This window comes from Succinispira mobilis DSM 6222 (assembly GCF_000384135.1).
Lineage (GTDB): Bacteria > Bacillota > Negativicutes > Acidaminococcales > Succinispiraceae > Succinispira > Succinispira mobilis.
On record NZ_KB913028.1, the window covers coordinates 1,566,906 to 1,583,204 of the forward strand.

At 35.5% G+C, this 16,299-nt stretch carries 14 protein-coding genes and 1 riboswitch; of the genes, 2 read left to right on the plus strand and 12 right to left on the minus strand.

The features are described 5' to 3' along the window. Positions 1-70 precede the first annotated feature (70 nt). The 12 genes from rny to SUCMO_RS0107500 form a co-directional block, all read right to left on the minus strand. Complete coding sequence (gene rny, locus SUCMO_RS0107445) at positions 71-1,588, minus strand: ribonuclease Y (protein ID WP_033297381.1); 1,518 nt, start codon at positions 1,586-1,588, stop codon at positions 71-73. Positions 1,589-1,753: 165 nt separating this feature from the next. Next, the gene (locus tag SUCMO_RS0107450; RefSeq protein ID WP_169336622.1) at positions 1,754-2,218 is read right to left on the minus strand and encodes a regulatory protein RecX; all 465 of its coding nucleotides are present in this window, start codon (positions 2,216-2,218) and stop codon (positions 1,754-1,756) included. Then, positions 2,208-3,317: a recombinase RecA gene (gene recA / locus SUCMO_RS0107455; RefSeq protein WP_019880027.1), complete on the minus strand. Its 1,110-nt coding sequence runs from the start codon at positions 3,315-3,317 to the stop codon at positions 2,208-2,210. The genes SUCMO_RS0107450 and recA overlap by 11 nt, the downstream gene beginning before the upstream one ends. 125 nt (positions 3,318-3,442) lie before the next feature. Beyond that, the gene (gene hslO, locus SUCMO_RS0107460) at positions 3,443-4,303 is read right to left on the minus strand and encodes an Hsp33 family molecular chaperone HslO (protein WP_019880028.1); all 861 of its coding nucleotides are present in this window, start codon (positions 4,301-4,303) and stop codon (positions 3,443-3,445) included. Beyond that, positions 4,304-4,768, minus strand: coding sequence for a 6,7-dimethyl-8-ribityllumazine synthase (gene ribH / locus SUCMO_RS0107465; RefSeq protein ID WP_019880029.1), 465 nt, complete (start codon positions 4,766-4,768; stop codon positions 4,304-4,306). Positions 4,769-4,948: 180 nt separating this feature from the next. Further along, positions 4,949-6,151: a bifunctional 3,4-dihydroxy-2-butanone-4-phosphate synthase/GTP cyclohydrolase II gene (locus tag SUCMO_RS0107470; RefSeq protein WP_019880030.1), complete on the minus strand. Its 1,203-nt coding sequence runs from the start codon at positions 6,149-6,151 to the stop codon at positions 4,949-4,951. Positions 6,152-6,156: 5 nt separating this feature from the next. Next, the gene (locus SUCMO_RS0107475) at positions 6,157-6,813 is read right to left on the minus strand and encodes a riboflavin synthase (protein WP_019880031.1); all 657 of its coding nucleotides are present in this window, start codon (positions 6,811-6,813) and stop codon (positions 6,157-6,159) included. A gap of 3 nt (positions 6,814-6,816) precedes the next feature. Then, a complete protein-coding gene (ribD, locus tag SUCMO_RS0107480; RefSeq protein ID WP_019880033.1) occupies positions 6,817-7,914 on the minus strand; it encodes a bifunctional diaminohydroxyphosphoribosylaminopyrimidine deaminase/5-amino-6-(5-phosphoribosylamino)uracil reductase RibD in 1,098 nt (365 codons plus the stop codon). An 85-nt stretch (positions 7,915-7,999) separates the two neighbouring features. Beyond that, positions 8,000-8,116, minus strand: a riboswitch (FMN riboswitch). Positions 8,117-8,164: 48 nt separating this feature from the next. Further along, on the minus strand, positions 8,165-8,815 hold the full coding sequence (gene rpe, locus SUCMO_RS0107485) for a ribulose-phosphate 3-epimerase (RefSeq protein ID WP_028953948.1): 651 nt from the start codon (positions 8,813-8,815) through the stop codon (positions 8,165-8,167). Between the two features lie 169 nt (positions 8,816-8,984). Next, positions 8,985-10,922, minus strand: coding sequence for a TRAP transporter permease (locus tag SUCMO_RS0107490; protein WP_019880035.1), 1,938 nt, complete (start codon positions 10,920-10,922; stop codon positions 8,985-8,987). 12 nt (positions 10,923-10,934) lie between these two features. After that, positions 10,935-11,363, minus strand: coding sequence for a DUF1850 domain-containing protein (locus SUCMO_RS0107495; RefSeq protein WP_169336623.1), 429 nt, complete (start codon positions 11,361-11,363; stop codon positions 10,935-10,937). A 119-nt stretch (positions 11,364-11,482) separates the two neighbouring features. Then, positions 11,483-12,457: a TAXI family TRAP transporter solute-binding subunit gene (locus tag SUCMO_RS0107500; RefSeq protein WP_019880037.1), complete on the minus strand. Its 975-nt coding sequence runs from the start codon at positions 12,455-12,457 to the stop codon at positions 11,483-11,485. 381 nt (positions 12,458-12,838) lie between these two features. Here SUCMO_RS0107500 and pdxR point away from each other — a divergent pair, with 381 nt between their 5' ends. Next, positions 12,839-14,209 (plus strand): MocR-like pyridoxine biosynthesis transcription factor PdxR, encoded by a 1,371-nt coding sequence (gene pdxR, locus SUCMO_RS0107505; RefSeq protein WP_019880039.1) that lies wholly within the window; start codon positions 12,839-12,841, stop codon positions 14,207-14,209. Between the two features lie 102 nt (positions 14,210-14,311). Next, entirely contained in the window at positions 14,312-16,294 is a 1,983-nt protein-coding gene (locus SUCMO_RS10575; protein ID WP_019880040.1) for a proton-conducting transporter transmembrane domain-containing protein, read from the plus strand. Positions 16,295-16,299: the final 5 nt, after the last annotated feature.

The window sequence follows — 16,299 nt, forward strand, 5'->3', positions numbered from 1 at the left end:
ATTTCGTCAAACACGGGACTGTGCTAAAACTAAGTTTTAGTGCAGTCCCGTGCATATTTTATATTCAAATTTATTTTGCGTAATCAACCGCACGTGTTTCTCTTATAACCGTAACCCTTATTTGTCCTGGATATTCTAATTCAGCTTCAATTTTCTTAACAATATCTCTAGCTAATTGAACTGAAAGAACATCATCAATTTTATCTGGTTTTACCATTATTCTTACTTCGCGGCCAGCTTGAATCGCAAAAGATTTTTCTACACCTTCAAAAGAATCTGATATTTCTTCTAACTTAGTAAGGCGTTTTAAGTAGCTTTCTAAAGTCTCTCTTCTTGCACCAGGTCTAGCCGCTGAAACAGCATCAGCTGCTGCAACTAGGACTGCTTGCACTGTAGTTGGCTCCACGTCACCATGATGAGCCATAATTGCGTTAATAACTTCTTTTGACTCGCGATATTTGCGAGCAATCTCACCACCGATTTCAATATGTGAGCCTTCCATTTCATGGTCGATTGCTTTACCAATATCATGCAACAAGCCCGCTCTTTTAGCCAACATAGCATCTACACCCAACTCTGAAGCCATCATACCTGCTAAATGTGATACCTCTATTGAATGTTTCAAGACATTTTGGCCATAACTTGTGCGATATTTTAATCTACCTAACAATCTAATTAATTCAGGGTGTAAGCCATGCACTCCCGTTTCAAAAGTAGCTTGTTCACCAGCTTCTTTCATTTTTTGTTCTACTTCTTTTTGCGCTTTCTCTACCATTTCTTCGATACGCGCAGGGTGTATTCTACCATCGTTAATTAATTTTTCTAAAGCGATTCTTGCAACTTCGCGTCTTACAGGATCAAACCCCGACAAAATAACGGCTTCTGGAGTATCATCAATAATTAAATCTATTCCAGTCAAAGTTTCTAAAGTACGAATATTGCGACCTTCACGTCCAATAATTCGACCTTTCATATCATCGTTTGGTAAACTAACCACTGAAACTGTAGTTTCAGCAACATGATCTGCAGCGCAACGTTGAATTGCTAAGGAAATAATTTCACGGGCTTTTTTATCCGCATCTTCTTTTGCTTGTTGTTCTAAATCCTTAATCAGCATTGCAGTTTCATGTTTGATTTCTTCTTCAACCGCTGCTAATAATTCATTTTTTGCTTCATCATAGGTCAAACTAGCAATTCTTTCTAGTTCAGCCATTTCTCGCTCTTTTAATTCTAAAATCTCTTCTTTAGTCGTTTCTACTTCTTTTTCTTTTAATTCTAAATTTGCTTCACGTTTTTCAAAAGAATCTAATTTTCTATCTAAATTCTCTTCCTTTTGAATTAATCTTCTTTCTACTCTTTGTAATTCGCTACGACGATCTTTGTTATCTTTTTCTACGTCTGCCCGCAAGCGATGGATTTCTTCTTTAGCCTCAAGTAAAATCTCTTTTTTTCTAGCCTCTGCAGAATTTTCCGCATTTTCAACAATCTTACGTGCCACATCTTCTGCTAAACCAAGCTTGCCTTCAGAAATATTTCTTCTCACAAAATATCCTACTAGCGCACCTATAAGAGCACCTACTAATATCATAAGTATAGTAATTAAAATTTCCTTCACCTCCACAACTTTCAAAATAAAAGAGACAGCATGTTCATGCTGTCTCTTTGGCATTTTATCACCCATTGATTATACATGCTCACTCAATAATTGTAATTCTTTTTGAAAAAAGTGTCAAGATACCGCATATATTCAACACTATTCGAAAAAGTCATTTGTACACTCATTAAGTGCAGTATTTATCACTCTAGGCGAGTATCCTTGGTTTTTCAAATAATTATATATTTTCATTTTATTTTCAAGAAAACTAGTCCCCGTACGCTTTAAGTATTTTTCTAGCAGTAATTTAGCTCTTGATAACTCTAGTTCTTGAAAATCAGCTTCTGTATACTCATTTACTATTTCTTCAGCAACTTTGTGTTTTTTCAATTTTAAAAGCAAATATATTTTTCCTTTTAACCCTCCGTCTAACCAACCATTATAAATGCTTTGAGCATAGCGTCGATCGTTTATATAGTTATTCAACAAAAAATCTTTTAATAATTCTTCTATTTCAGCTGAATTCAGATCCTGTGTTAATAAAAATTCGCGTAATTCTCCATAACTATAATCACGTCGATTTAACTTCCTTAAACAGGCCGCATACGCAGTTTTACTTGTCAATAAAGATTTCTTTTTCTTGTAAAATCTCATCTAAATTATCTTCTTCCAAATTTTCTATACTTTCCGTTAAAGGCAAAATGCTATTTAAACTCAAAGATGCCGCCTGAGCTCTTACTTTCAGCTCTATTTCTTTAGCAATTTCTAGGTTGCTTTGCAAATATTCTTTCGAAGTTTCTCGTCCCTGCCCCATCCGAATATCGTTGTATGAATACCAAGAGCCACTTTTGTTTATAATTTCCATGCTCGTAGCTAAATCTAATAAACTACTTTCATGAGAAATTCCTTGTCCATACATAATATCAAATTCAGCTTGTTTAAAAGGAGGCGCAATTTTATTTTTAACAACCTTGATACGAGTTTTATTACCAACAACATCACCATTTGCTTTAATAGTGTCTATTTTACGAACATCTAAGCGGACACTCGCATAAAATTTAAGTGCTCTACCACCGGTAGTGGTCTCAGGGCTACCGAACATTACCCCAACTTTTTCCCGAATTTGGTTAATGAAAACAGTAGCTGTGCGTTGTTTACTTATTGCCCCTGTTAGTTTTCTTAATGCTTGACTCATTAAGCGTGCATGCAGTCCAACATGCGAATCACCCATTTCCCCGGCAATTTCTGCCCTAGGCACAAGCGCTGCCACAGAATCAATTACGATAATATCTAAGGCTCCACTGCTTACCAAGGCATCTACAATTTCTAAAGCTTGCTCACCGTTATCAGGCTGAGAAATCAGTAAATTATCAATATCCACACCTAAACGCCGTGCATATTCTGGGTCAAGAGCATGTTCCGCATCAATAAAAGCCGCCAAGCCACCTTGTTTTTGTGCTTGCGCAATCATATGTAAAGCTACAGTAGTTTTACCAGATGATTCTGGTCCATAAATCTCAATTATTCTGCCTCTAGGAATACCGCCCACGCCTAAGGCAATATCTAAAGCTAAACAGCCTGTGGGAATAACTTCAATATTCATCCGCGCACTAGCTTCGCCTAAACGCATTATCGAACCTTTACCAAAATCTTTTTCTATGCTTTTTATTGCTAATTCAATAGCTTTATCTCTATCTACTAAGGATTTTTTATCTAAACTCATTTTCGCATCCCCTTTAATTTTACTTTATATGTTAATAGTATATAAACACTAGTTCGCTTTGTCAAGTTAATTCCCCAAACTAAATAAACAGTCCTCCTTATTTTTTATAAAGAGGACTGTTTAAACTATTTTTCTCTAATTAGCTCTGCTATTTCTTGTGACGTAAAATAATATTTACTATTGCAAAAATGACAAGAAACCTCTGTTTGAGCGTCAGCTAATAGTTCTTGTAAGTCATCTTTATTCAAAGTCGCTAAGCGTTCACTAATTTTTTCTTTGCTACATTGGCATGCAAATTGCAATTGTGTTTGTTCATAATAATTAACTGCAAGTTCGCCAGCAATTTGGCCTACAATTTCTTGTAAGCTATAGCCTGCTTCTAATAAAGTGGTTATTGGTGGTAATTGGCTGATATTAAACGCAATTTTATCTAAATTTTCTTCTTCTGCCTCTGGCAAAGCTTGTACAAAAAAACCACCCGCATGACTTACAACTCCATCTGGTTGTACTAATACGCCTAAGGCCACACTACTGGGAGTTTGCTCTGATACATATAAGTATTCGGTTATATCTTCAGCAATTTCACCGCTCTTTAAATCACAAACCCCTGTAAATGGTTCTGTATAATCATTAAAGCGCGTTACGGAAATTTGCCCAGAACCTATAGCTTGACCTACAGCTAATTTGCCATTAACTAATTCTAATTCAGCATAAGGATTGTCAACATAGCCTCTTACTACCGCATTACTGGCATCTGCAACCACACTTCCAAGAATTCCATCGCCTTTTATTTTCAGCGTAATGCATTCATTCATTTTCATAGTTGCTGCTAACAGCAGGGCTCCCATCATTGTTCGCCCTAAGGCAGCACTTGCTAAGGGCAAGCATCCATGTTTTTTGCAAGCTTCATCAACTAAGTGACTTGCTGACAAAATATATATTCTAATTCCTCCAGCAATTGTTGCTTTTAATAATACATCTTGCATCTAAATTACCCTCATTAAATTCGCCATTTCTATTGCGGTAATCGCTGCATCAAAGCCTTTATTACCAGCCTTTGTACCTGCTCGTTCAATAGCCTGCTCAATATTTTCTGTTGTCAATACCCCAAAGGCTACAGGTATATTAAATTTCAAACTAGTTTGAGCCACACCTTTTGAGACTTCTGCACAGACATAATCAAAATGTGGTGTGCTACCACGAATAACTGTACCTAAGCAAATTATCGCATCATATTTGCCACTTTGAGCAGCTTTTTGAGCAATCAACGGAATTTCGAAAGCCCCAGGAACCCAAATTGTATGTATATCAGCTTCCTGTGCACCATGTCTTATTAAAGCGTCTTTAGCGCCCCCGAGTAACTTGCTAGTAATAAACTCATTAAATCTGGCTACTACTACTGCTACTTTTAAGTTTGTTGCTACTAAATTTCCTTGATATATATTTTCCATAATCTTCATCTCCCTAAATTAATTTTATTATATTTGCAGTTTTTCAAGCTATTGCATCAAGCAAACCCTAATTAGTTTTTTATTTAGCAACTTTAATATCCAATACTTTTTCATAAATACCTATATTAACTGCTATAATACTTAATATTTCTTAGCTTTCTATTTTAAGAAGCTAACTATTTATTCTTCAGTTTGAAGCATATGCCCCATTTTTAATTGTTTGCATGACAAATAATGCTCATTGTATTTATTGGCAGGTATTTCTATTGCGGTTCGCTTAGTAATACTTAAACCATAGCCAGATAGTCCCGAAATTTTTTGTGGATTATTGGTAAGTAAATTAATACTGGTGATCCCTAAATCCGCTAAAATTTGTGCGCCGACACCATAATCGCGCAAATCAGCTTTAAACCCTAGTTTCTCATTAGCTTCTACTGTATCATAGCCCGCATCTTGTAACTGATAAGCCTTCAATTTATTAATTAAGCCAATCCCACGGCCTTCTTGACGCAAATATAAAACTACACCCTCACCAGCTTTTTCAATCATTTGCAAAGCCGCAGCTAATTGATCCCCACAATCGCACTTTAAAGAACCTAGAACATCACCAGTTAAACACTCTGAGTGTACTCTTACTAAAACATCCTGTTTATCTGCAACTTCGCCTTTAACTAAAGCAAAGTGAGTGAATTCATCAAGTGAGTTTTTGTAAGCTACCATCTTAAACGTGCCAAATTTAGTGGGCAAATTAACTTCTACTTCGCGCTCTACTACTTTTTCTGTAGCCTTACGGTAAGCAATTAAATCAGCAATAGCAATCATCTTTAAACCATGTTTTTGCGCAAAAATTTCTAGATCTGGCACACGAGCCATTGTTCCATCAGCATTTAAAATCTCACAAATTGCCCCAACTGGTTTTAATCCAGCCAAAACAGCTAAGTCAACTGTAGCCTCTGTATGCCCAGCACGTTTTAATACCCCGCCTTTTTTGGCACACAAAGGAAAGATATGGCCTGGGCGACGAAAATCATCCCACTTGCAACCATTTTCTGTGAATTTTTTAATTGTCAATGCCCGCTCAAAAGCACTGATACCTGTCGTGGTTTCCACATGATCAATCGATACTGTGAAAGCTGTTTGGTGATTATCGGTGTTTTGCACAACCATCTGATTTAGTTGTAGTTTTTCCAAATACTCTTTAGTAGTTGGCATACATACTAACCCACGAGCGTGAGTTACCATAAAATTAATTGCTTCAGGTGTTACAAATTCGCCTGCCATCAGCAAATCCCCTTCATTTTCCCTGTCATAATCATCAACTACAATAATCATTTTGCCATTTTTAATATCTTCAATCGCTTCTTCAATTTTATTAAATTGCATTATTTTCACCCCAAAAATCCATTTTCTTTTAAATTTGCTAGACTTATACCTTTTCTTTCAGTCTGCTGAATTTGTCCAAATTGTAAAAACCGCTCGACATATTTCCCTAAAATATCCGTTTCAATATTAACCCGTTCACCTACTTTTTTAATTCCTAAAGTTGTATTTTTCAACGTATGTGGTATTATTGAAACTTCAAATTCAGTTTGCTGTACTGCAGTTACCGTAAGGCTAATTCCATCTATTGCAACTGATCCTTTATGTAATATATATTTCAACTTCTCAGGAGCTAAGCTAATTCTTATGCGCCAGGCAATTTCATCTTGTTGCTTGCTAGCAATTATACCAACAGCATCTACATGTCCACTAACAATATGTCCATCTAAGCGATCGCTGACGCGTAGCGTGCGTTCTAAATTAACCTTAAAACCGCTTTTAAGTTGCCCAATAATCGTATTTTGAGTGGTTTCAGGCATCGCCTCCACGGTAAAGCTAGTCGCAGATAATTCAACAACTGTCAAACAAGCCCCATTTACAGCTACACTATCGCCAATTTTTAATTCTTCCAAAGTTTTTTTTGCCCTTATTTTTAGTTTTGCCGACTCACCAGTATTGCTAATACTTATTATTTCCCCTAATTCTAAAATTAAACCTGTAAACAAACTCTACTCACCTCTTTTTAGATAGCCTGTAATTAAAACATCTTGCTGCAATTTTTCAACTGTTAAATCTTCTAATTGTAAAGCTGCTGACATATAATCAATACCTAAATCGCCGACAGGAGATTTTGCTGTACTTCCGCCAATAATTTTCGGCGCAATAATTGCATAAACTTTATCAACTAATCCAGCTTGCAAAAATCCTGCATGAATTTCACTCCCGCCTTCAACTAAAACACTCGTCAAATCTCGTTGAGCTAGAAAGTCCATTAACTCAGTTAGAATAACTTTGCCGTCGCTGCTCGGTAGTTCCACCACTTCAATATTAGGTATTCCTTTAAATTCTTCATAATTTTCATTGCCGCTAGTTGTTATTATTATTGTCGGAACCCCATCTGCCAAAAATACTTTACTATCTAGAGGTAAGTTAAAAGAATTAGTTAAAATAATTCTTACAGGATTACGGCCAGCAACCAACCTGCACGTTAACTCAGGATTATCAATTCTTATCGTATTACCACCTACTAAAATTGCTGCATAAGTAGTACGCAAAACATGAGCATATTCTCTAGATAAAGGACAACTTATCCACTTAGAATCACCTATGCCAGTTGCTATTTTTCCATCTAAAGTCATCGCAAACTTCGCAGCCACAAAGGGCTGTTTTTTAGTAATCCATTTAAAAAACACTTCGTTTAAGCGTTGTGCTTTTTTCTCTAGTAAACCTATTTCCACACTAATGCCAGCAGCCTGCAATTGTTTTACGCCTTGCCCAGCAACTAATGGATTGGGATCTAACGTGGCAATGATAACTTTGGTAATACCTGCTTTTATAATCGCTTGAGTGCAAGGTGGTGTTTTGCCAAAATGTGAACAAGGTTCTAAGGTTACAATTATCGTTCCGCCTTTAGCTAAGGATCCAGCATTGCGCAATGCATTAATTTCTGCATGAGCTTCGCCTACTTTTTCATGCCAACCTTCAGCCAAAAAGTTGTCTTGTTCATCTAAGATAACAGCGCCTACCATGGGATTAGGAGCTGTAAAGCCAATAGCGCGTCTAGAAATATCTAAGGCATGTTGCATCCATTTTTTATACTTTTCCATAAATCCACCTCAAAAACAAATTAAAAAAACAAAAAAACATATATCAACTATAAAAAGTGATATATGTTCCCTAATCCAACTCTTATATCGCCTTTTATCATCCAGACTATACTGTCGGTTTTGGAATCGCACCAAATCATGCTTATATAAGCTCGCGGACTTTACCGCCGGTCGGGATTTTCACCCTGCCCCAAAGGCCAATATTAACTTATGAATAAATTATACGTTCTTCTTTTAGAATTTGCAAGTATTATTTTTCCGCCTTCAAAACCTTAATTGTTTTCACCATATCGGCTGAATTATAAATCGCTGAGCCCGCTACCAAAACATTTGCTCCAGCTGCCGTTACTTGCTGCGCATTTTGCTCTGTAATTCCGCCATCTACCTGAATATCAAAAGCCAAATTTAAATTTTGCTGCATTGCTTTTAAACGTTTTATTTTGTCAAGACAAGTTGGAATAAATGCCTGTCCACCAAAACCTGGGTTTACACTCATAATTAGAACTAAATCCACAAATGGTAAAATTTCTTCTATACTACCTAGTGGTGTTCCAGGATTCAAAGACACACCAGCTTTTAAACCTGCTTCTTTGATTTGCTGCACCAAACGATGTAAGTGTAAGGTCGCTTCAGCGTGCACTGTAATTAAATCTGCTCCCGCTTTAACAAAATCGTTAATATAATTCTCTGGATTGTTAACCATTAAGTGGCAATCAAAAAACAATTTCGTTACCTTGCGAATTTTACTGACTACTGGTGCACCAAAAGTTAAATTAGGTACAAACTGTCCATCCATTACGTCAATGTGAACCCAATCTGCTCCAGCTGCTTCAACTTTTTTTATTTCTTCCCCCAAACAGGAAAAATCTGCCGATAAAATTGAAGGTGCTATTTTTATCATTCTTAACCATCCTTTGCTAAATTTTTTATTTTGCAATATAGTATAACAATTAATTTTATTTTTTTCAACAGACATAGGAAAAAGGCGAAGCGAAAAAAATCCGCCTCGCCCTAAAATTTGAGGTTCAGAGATTAAAGCATTAATTTCTGAAAACCTTTTATTTTACTATTTAGCCAACTTTATTTTGTGCATCAAGCTTTCTTTTACGCTTATATTGGAAGAAACTTGCTGTTGCCAATATTGCAATACCAATTAAATCTGTCATACCACCTGGGTCAATCATAAATACACCACCGACAAAGTATAACAGTCGTTCCAATTTTGTAGTTGGCGCCACGAAAAAGCCAATCATGGAAATACTCAGACCCCACATTCCAATTAAGGCAGTTAAGGTTGCCATAATCAATGTCGGTATAGTCGCATTAATCATCAATATTGTTGGTGACAATACGAAAACATAAGGAATTATAAAAGCTGCAATTGCCAATTTAGCCGCAACAACGCCAGTGCGCATAGGATTTGAACCTGCAATTCCAGCCCCAGCATAAGCCGCTAAGGCAACTGGAGGAGTTACATCAGCTACTATACCAAAATAGAAAGCAAACATATGCGCTGCTAAAATCGGAATACCCATTTGTTCTAAAGCTGGTGCAGCGATAGTCGAGGTAATAACATAGTTAGCCGTTGTTGGTACACCCATACCTAACAATAATGAAGTAATCATTGTGAAGAACATCGCCGGGATCAAATTTCCCCCTGCTAGTTCTAGTAGTGCTGTAGCTAATTTTAACCCAACCCCAGTTTTAGTAACAACACCAATGATAATCCCCGCTGTAGCACAGGCTACTAATACCCCCAAAATTCCTTTAGCACCATTAATCAGCCCTTCAACTATTTGCCAAGGTGTAATGCGCGTAGATTTTTTCAACATCGATGCCCCAATTGCTAAAACTATCGCGACTAAGGCAGCCCGCATCGGAGTATAACCTGTAACCAACAGATATACTATTACAATTAACGGAATTGCTAAATGTCCTTTTTCAAATAACAAGTCTTTAAATTTAGGTAATAATTCTCGCGGTGTACCTTTTAAACCATGTTTTTTAGCTTCATAATGCACACCTAGCCAAACACCTACGTAGTAAAGGAGCGCAGGAATTGTAGCTGCTTTAACTACATCAATATAAGGCACGCCTACGAATTCAGCCATTAAAAAGGCAGCGGCACCCATTACTGGCGGCATTAACTGCCCACCAGTAGAAGCGGCAGCTTCTACTGCTCCTGCAAATTCAGGTCGATAGCCTAATTTTTTCATCATTGGGATAGTAAAACTACCAGTACCAGCTACGTTAGCAACTGAGCTACCAGATACCGTACCCATAAGTCCACTGGATAATACGGCAACTTTGGCCGGGCCACCAGCAGCCCAACCAGCTAAGGCATTTGATAAGTCAATAAAAAACTTACCCAAACCTGTTGTTTCTAGATACGCCCCAAACAAAATAAATAAAAAGATAAAAGTTGAAGATACACCTAAGGGAATTCCAAATACCCCCTCAGTAGTAAAATACAAATGCCCTACTAGCTCTTCCCAGCCTAAACCACGATGGGCTAATACCCCCGGCATATAAGGTCCAAGGAAGGAATATGTAATAAAAAATAACGCGACTAAAATCATCGGCCAACCAACAACGCGTCTAGTTGCCTCAATCAGAAGAATTATTCCTATTAATCCCACCAGTAAATCTGTACTAGTGTTAATTCCCGCTCGAGTAACCAGCTCATTGTAAAAAACTATTATATATATTGGTGTAGCCGTTGCAATTAATCCCAGAATTAAATCTACGGGGTGCAAAGTTGTTCTAGACCAAGAACTACGTCCTGGATATAGTAAATATATTAATAATAGACCAAACGCCAAATGAACTGCTCTTTGCAAATGCGCATCAAGCACACCAAATACTGCAGTATAGATTTGAAAACCTGAAAATAATACACAAATGGCCATAATTAACTTACCCATCGTGCCTTGATAATTTCGCGAACCTGCTTCTTTATCAAATTTTTCCAAGACTTCTTCGGCAGATAATTCTTTATATTCGCTCATAATTTACCTCCTTTAAAAGTTACTTATAAAAATTTTATACCTAGGCAATACATTTATTTCTAACAGGCTTCCTGCTGGATATATCTTATATAGCTCTAGTGTTTCGTTTTTAGTTTTTAATTCAACTTTTGCCTCTTGTCCCGTCCAAACTTTTACAAGGGGAAAAGTTCTTTGCAAAAGCAACTGCATGCGCCCATCCGGCATTATTTTTAATTTGCCATCAGTTGCCAAGAATGGTAATCCTACGCCATAAGAACTAAATCTAGTTTCATATAACAAAAATCCTTGTTCTTGCACCTGAAAAAATTCCTCGACCAAAGTTTTCTGCACAGAATGAGTGTAGCTCAAATACCATTTCCCATCAGGAATATTCACAATTCGGTCTTGTATATTGCTATTTTTCGCCTGAATTACCAACACTTTTTCAGTTTCATACCACAAAAAAATACTTACTAAAACTATAAGTATCCCAAATAAAAGCAGTCTTTTTTTTCGGCTACCAAAAAATACAGGGCCAGTAAACTGACCCTGAACAGTATTTTTCCTCTCAAACAACAATTTTATTTTTCCTTGAAGTATTTATCAGCACCAGCAGCCATTGGTAAAGACATACCCTCTGTTGCAGTTGCTTTGGAAATATTTTTTGCTATAGCATGAGATGATTTTAATCTATCAGTGTTCGTATATAGGGCTTTAGCAATATTATAGCTTAGATCATCAGACATTTTATCTGTAGCCACTAACATTGCTTTAACAGCAACAGTATTGATGTCTTGTTCTTGACCTGGATATGTTTTGGCTGGAATAACTTGTTTAGTATAGAAAGGATATTTTTTAATAAGTCCATCTGCTTGTTGAGCATCTACACTCAATAGTGCTACAGGATTTTGGGTAGAGATATCTTGAATGGCTGCAGTTGGTATACCAGCAGTTACAAAGGCGATATCTACATTACCATCTTTCAAAGCACCAGCAGCTTCAGCAAAAGATAGATATTGTACTTTAATATCAGAATATGTTATGCCATTAGCTTCTAAAACCTGACGAGCATTAGCTTCTACCCCACTGCCCGCAGCACCAACGGCCACTCTTTTACCTTTAGCCTCAGATAATTTTTTGATACCTGATTTTTGAAGAGTTATTATCTGTACTGTTTCTGGATATAAAGTTGCAATCCCCTTAAGGTTTGCCACTTTTTTGTCTTTAAACATTTCTGTTCCGTTCAAAGCATAATAAGCAATATCATTTTGGACAAAAGCTAAATCAACTTTACCCGTAGATAATAAGTTAACATTGGCAACAGAAGCACCAGTACTTTGAGCACTAGCATTAACTCCTGGAATATTTTTATTCAATATTTCTGCCATCGCACCACCTATTGGGTAATAAGTTCCTGCTGTACCACCTGTGGCAATATTAACAAATTGTTGTTTTGCAGCTGGTTTTTGATCTGCTTTTTTATCTCCACCACAACCAGCAACAAGACCAGATACTAAAACCCCAGTAACTAATAAAGCCGTAAGTTTTTTGTTCATACAAATAAACCCCCTCAAAAAATTTTTATGGAATATACTTTCTATGCTTCCGATTATATCATAGTTTTGAATTTTTACAAAGAGTGTATTGTATACTTTACGCTTTAATTTACCTGCTTTTCAAACTATTCTTGCTTAAGCCTATGTTCTTTTTTTTATCCAAAAGTAAACATTTCTCGCTTTTTCAAGGGTTTTTAAATTTATTATTGTTACAAATAAATTTAATATTTTCACCAATGTTTATTTTTGTCTTTATGTTTTTCGTTTCTCATTATTGGCACTATTTAAAATTTTACAATAAAAGCGGTATTTCCCTTGTTGCAATTGTTTTTATGTAACAATAAATATATAATGAAAAAAACAATTGAAGGAGCCCCTACTATGAATTATATAATTTTAAATAAATCTGCTAAAACTCCAATTTATTTACAACTTTATAACTATTTTGTTCAAGAAATATCCACAGGCAAAATCAAACCATTTAGTAAATTACCTTCAATAAGAAAATTATCCTTAAATTTGGCCATTAGTAAAACTACTGTGCAAAACGCTTACGATCAACTCTTAGCCGAAGGTTATATCTGTAATCATTCACGTTCACATTATTCGGTCTGTGATTTTTATAAAGAACCACTTATAATGAATGCACCTGAAAAACCCCGCATCATTTCTCTAGATAAAATCGTGTATGATTTTTCCAGTGGTGACGTGCCTGCAAACAGCTTTAATTTTAATGTTTGGCGGAAATATCTAAATTCTATCTTGCGTACTCCTGAGATTTTATTTGATAATTTTAATAATGCTGGGGAGTTAACCTTGCGTCAGCAACTTACTTCATATTTAAAAGATTCTCGGGGCATTAATGCTAAGCCTGAACAAATAATAATCGGCGCGGGAATCCAGTCTCTATTATTCATCGTCTGCCAATTATTACATCCTGAATATACCAACATAACTTTTGAAAAACCTGGTTTTGTTTTAGCCCAGCAAATTTTTCAAAATATAGGCTATAATTTAAATTTTATTGAAGCAAATCAGCAAACATTTACTAGTAAAAATTTACCATTAAGAAAAAAAAGTTTAATCTATCTCACACCCTCAAACCAATTTCCAACTGGCTTTATTATGCCCATTAATCAGAGGCTTGATTTATTATCTTGGGCCAATAATCATGGTAATTTTATCATTGAAGATGACTATGAAAGTGAGTTTAAGTACTATGGAAAACCAATACCTGCTCTCAAAGCACTAGACCAAGCTGATAATGTAATATACCTCGGTTCACTATCTAAGATTATTCCTGCAGCTATTCGTATTAGCTATTTAGTTTTACCAGAATGTCTGTTGGCAAGTTATAATCAAAGGCAACCGTACTTTAAACAAACAGCTAGCAGCCTTGAACAACTTACCTTAGCAAAATTTATTGAAAATGGCGATTTCTATCGACAAATTAGGCGTTTGCGTAAAATTTATTTTGAAAAAAGTACTACCTTTTTTAACCTTCTACATAGTATTTTTTCAGATAAAATTATTTTCGAAAAAAAACATCATGGTATCAATGTGCTTGTTAGCGTAAAAACTAACTACACTGCTCAACAATTATATGAATTAGCTTTAAAAGTTAATTGTAAAATAAAAATTATCGAAGATTATAATTCGGATTTCCCCACAATTCTCCTTTATTTTAATAAAATCTCAAATAATGACTTAGAGTTAGCTTTACGGAAGCTTTATGCTGCTTGGTTTAGTTAAAGTTTTTCTATTTAGTTTAATCTAACTTTAAAAATTAAAAAAAGTGTGCTAGAATATAGGGGTTTTCTATAGCCAAAAAATTTATAGCAAAGGTGTTTAAATATGTACATAAGAATTTTGTTTTTTTTAACAATAACTTTATATTTCTTGGGTATAAGTACCGTGTTTTTGCCTAGTCATAATCGAATTAAAGGACATAGACTTGGCTGTTTTTTAGCTGGACTAGCAAGTTTTTTGTTAATAATAATTGGAAGTTCGCTACTTATAGGTGCAACCGATAATATCTCTTTATTTAATTTGGAAAATACTTTTTTTAAACTAGAATTAGATAAACTCAACTCTTTTTTTATAGTGATCCTCGGTTTGGTTGGCACAATAACCAGCATCTACGCTTATAGCTATGGTCTTAGCTATAAAAATGATAAATTGAAGATTTTGACTGCAGAATATAATCTCTTTCTGCTTACTATGTGCCTAGTTCTTGTAGCCTATAATGCTTTAGCATTCCTAGTTGTTTGGGAATTTATGGCCATTGCCTCTTTTCTTTTGGTGAATCATGAACAATATAATCGTGTTACCTGGCAAGCAGCCTATCAATATATTTTAATGACTAACTTAGGTACTGCCTTTATTGTCGGTGCCTTTTTCCTTTTATCTGTTAATAACTTTACAAGTTTAGATTTTTCCGTTTTCCAAGAAAATCAATTTAATTCCCAAAATAACAGCCTCATATTTTTCTTATCATTAATTGGTTTTGCTACTAAAGCTGGCCTAGTCCCGCTACATGTTTGGCTTCCGAAAGCTCATCCAGTTGCGCCTACACATGTTTCTGCACTAATGTCCGCTGTAATGTTGAAGATGGCTGTTTATGGATTCTTAAGATTTATTCTAGATTTTTTAGGTACACCTGATTTTTCTTGGGGGATTGCTACTTTATTTTTAGGGTTAATTAGCGCCTTAGTCGGAGCCTTATACCTCCAGGTTGAAACCGACATAAAAAAACTTTTAGCTTATTCTAGCATTGAACATTTAGGAATTATTTTTTCTGCAATTGGCGCTGGTTTAATTTTTAGTTATGATCAAAATTTATATTGGGCGAGTATTTGCTATCTAGCAGCAATTGTCCATAGTTTCAATCATGCTATTATAAAAACAACACTGTTTTTAGTTGCTGGTTGTATTATTCACAGTACCCATACTCGTAATATTGAACACATGGGTGGTTTATTGCGATTTTTACCTGTAACTAGTAAATGTGCCTTAGTTGCCAGCATGAGTATTTGCGCGTTACCCTTTACTGCTGGATTTTTAGGCGAATGGCTATTACTAATAGGTTTAGTGAAACTGCCAATAATTGTGCATAGCCATAATATTCAACTCCTGATAATTCTAAGTATAATTATGTTTGGTTTAACAAGTGCATTGGCTTTAGCAGGTTTTGTACGTTTCTTTGCAATTATTTTTCTAGGCAAATTACGTTCCAATCTTATTCAAAAAAACCTCCACGAATCTGGCAAAAGCATGTTATTAGCTATTAGCATTCCTAGTATTATTTGTCTACTTAGTGGTTTTTTCTCCAGTAGTTTACTAGATTTTGCAAGTAACATCTTACCACTTAAGTTAGAGCTATCACCATATTTTTCACTAATTACATTAAATAGCACCTCTAGTTTCAATCCTCTTATTTTAACTATTATCCTGGTAACATTAATTGGGGTACTATATTATTCTTTAAAAACTTCTCCCACGAAGCAAGTTCAAGAAGTTTGGAGCTGTGGCATTCATCCTAATCAGCGTATGCAATATTCTGCAACTGGCTTTTCCGAGCCCATTCGCAGAGTTTTCTCATTCTTTCTTAAACCAGAACAGCGTTTTTCATATTTGTTGACTAATGGTCATAATAAAAAAATGCTCTTTAAAACCGATATTCATTATGTTATTACCGAAAAAATTTATGAACCTTTACAAAGATTGCTAGTGAGAATTGCTGGTCTTCTACGGAGAATTCAAGCTGGTGGGGTTCAGCTTTATATTAGTTATGTTTTAATAGCCTTAATCTTTGTATTATTATATGGAGCGAGGTAGTTTAT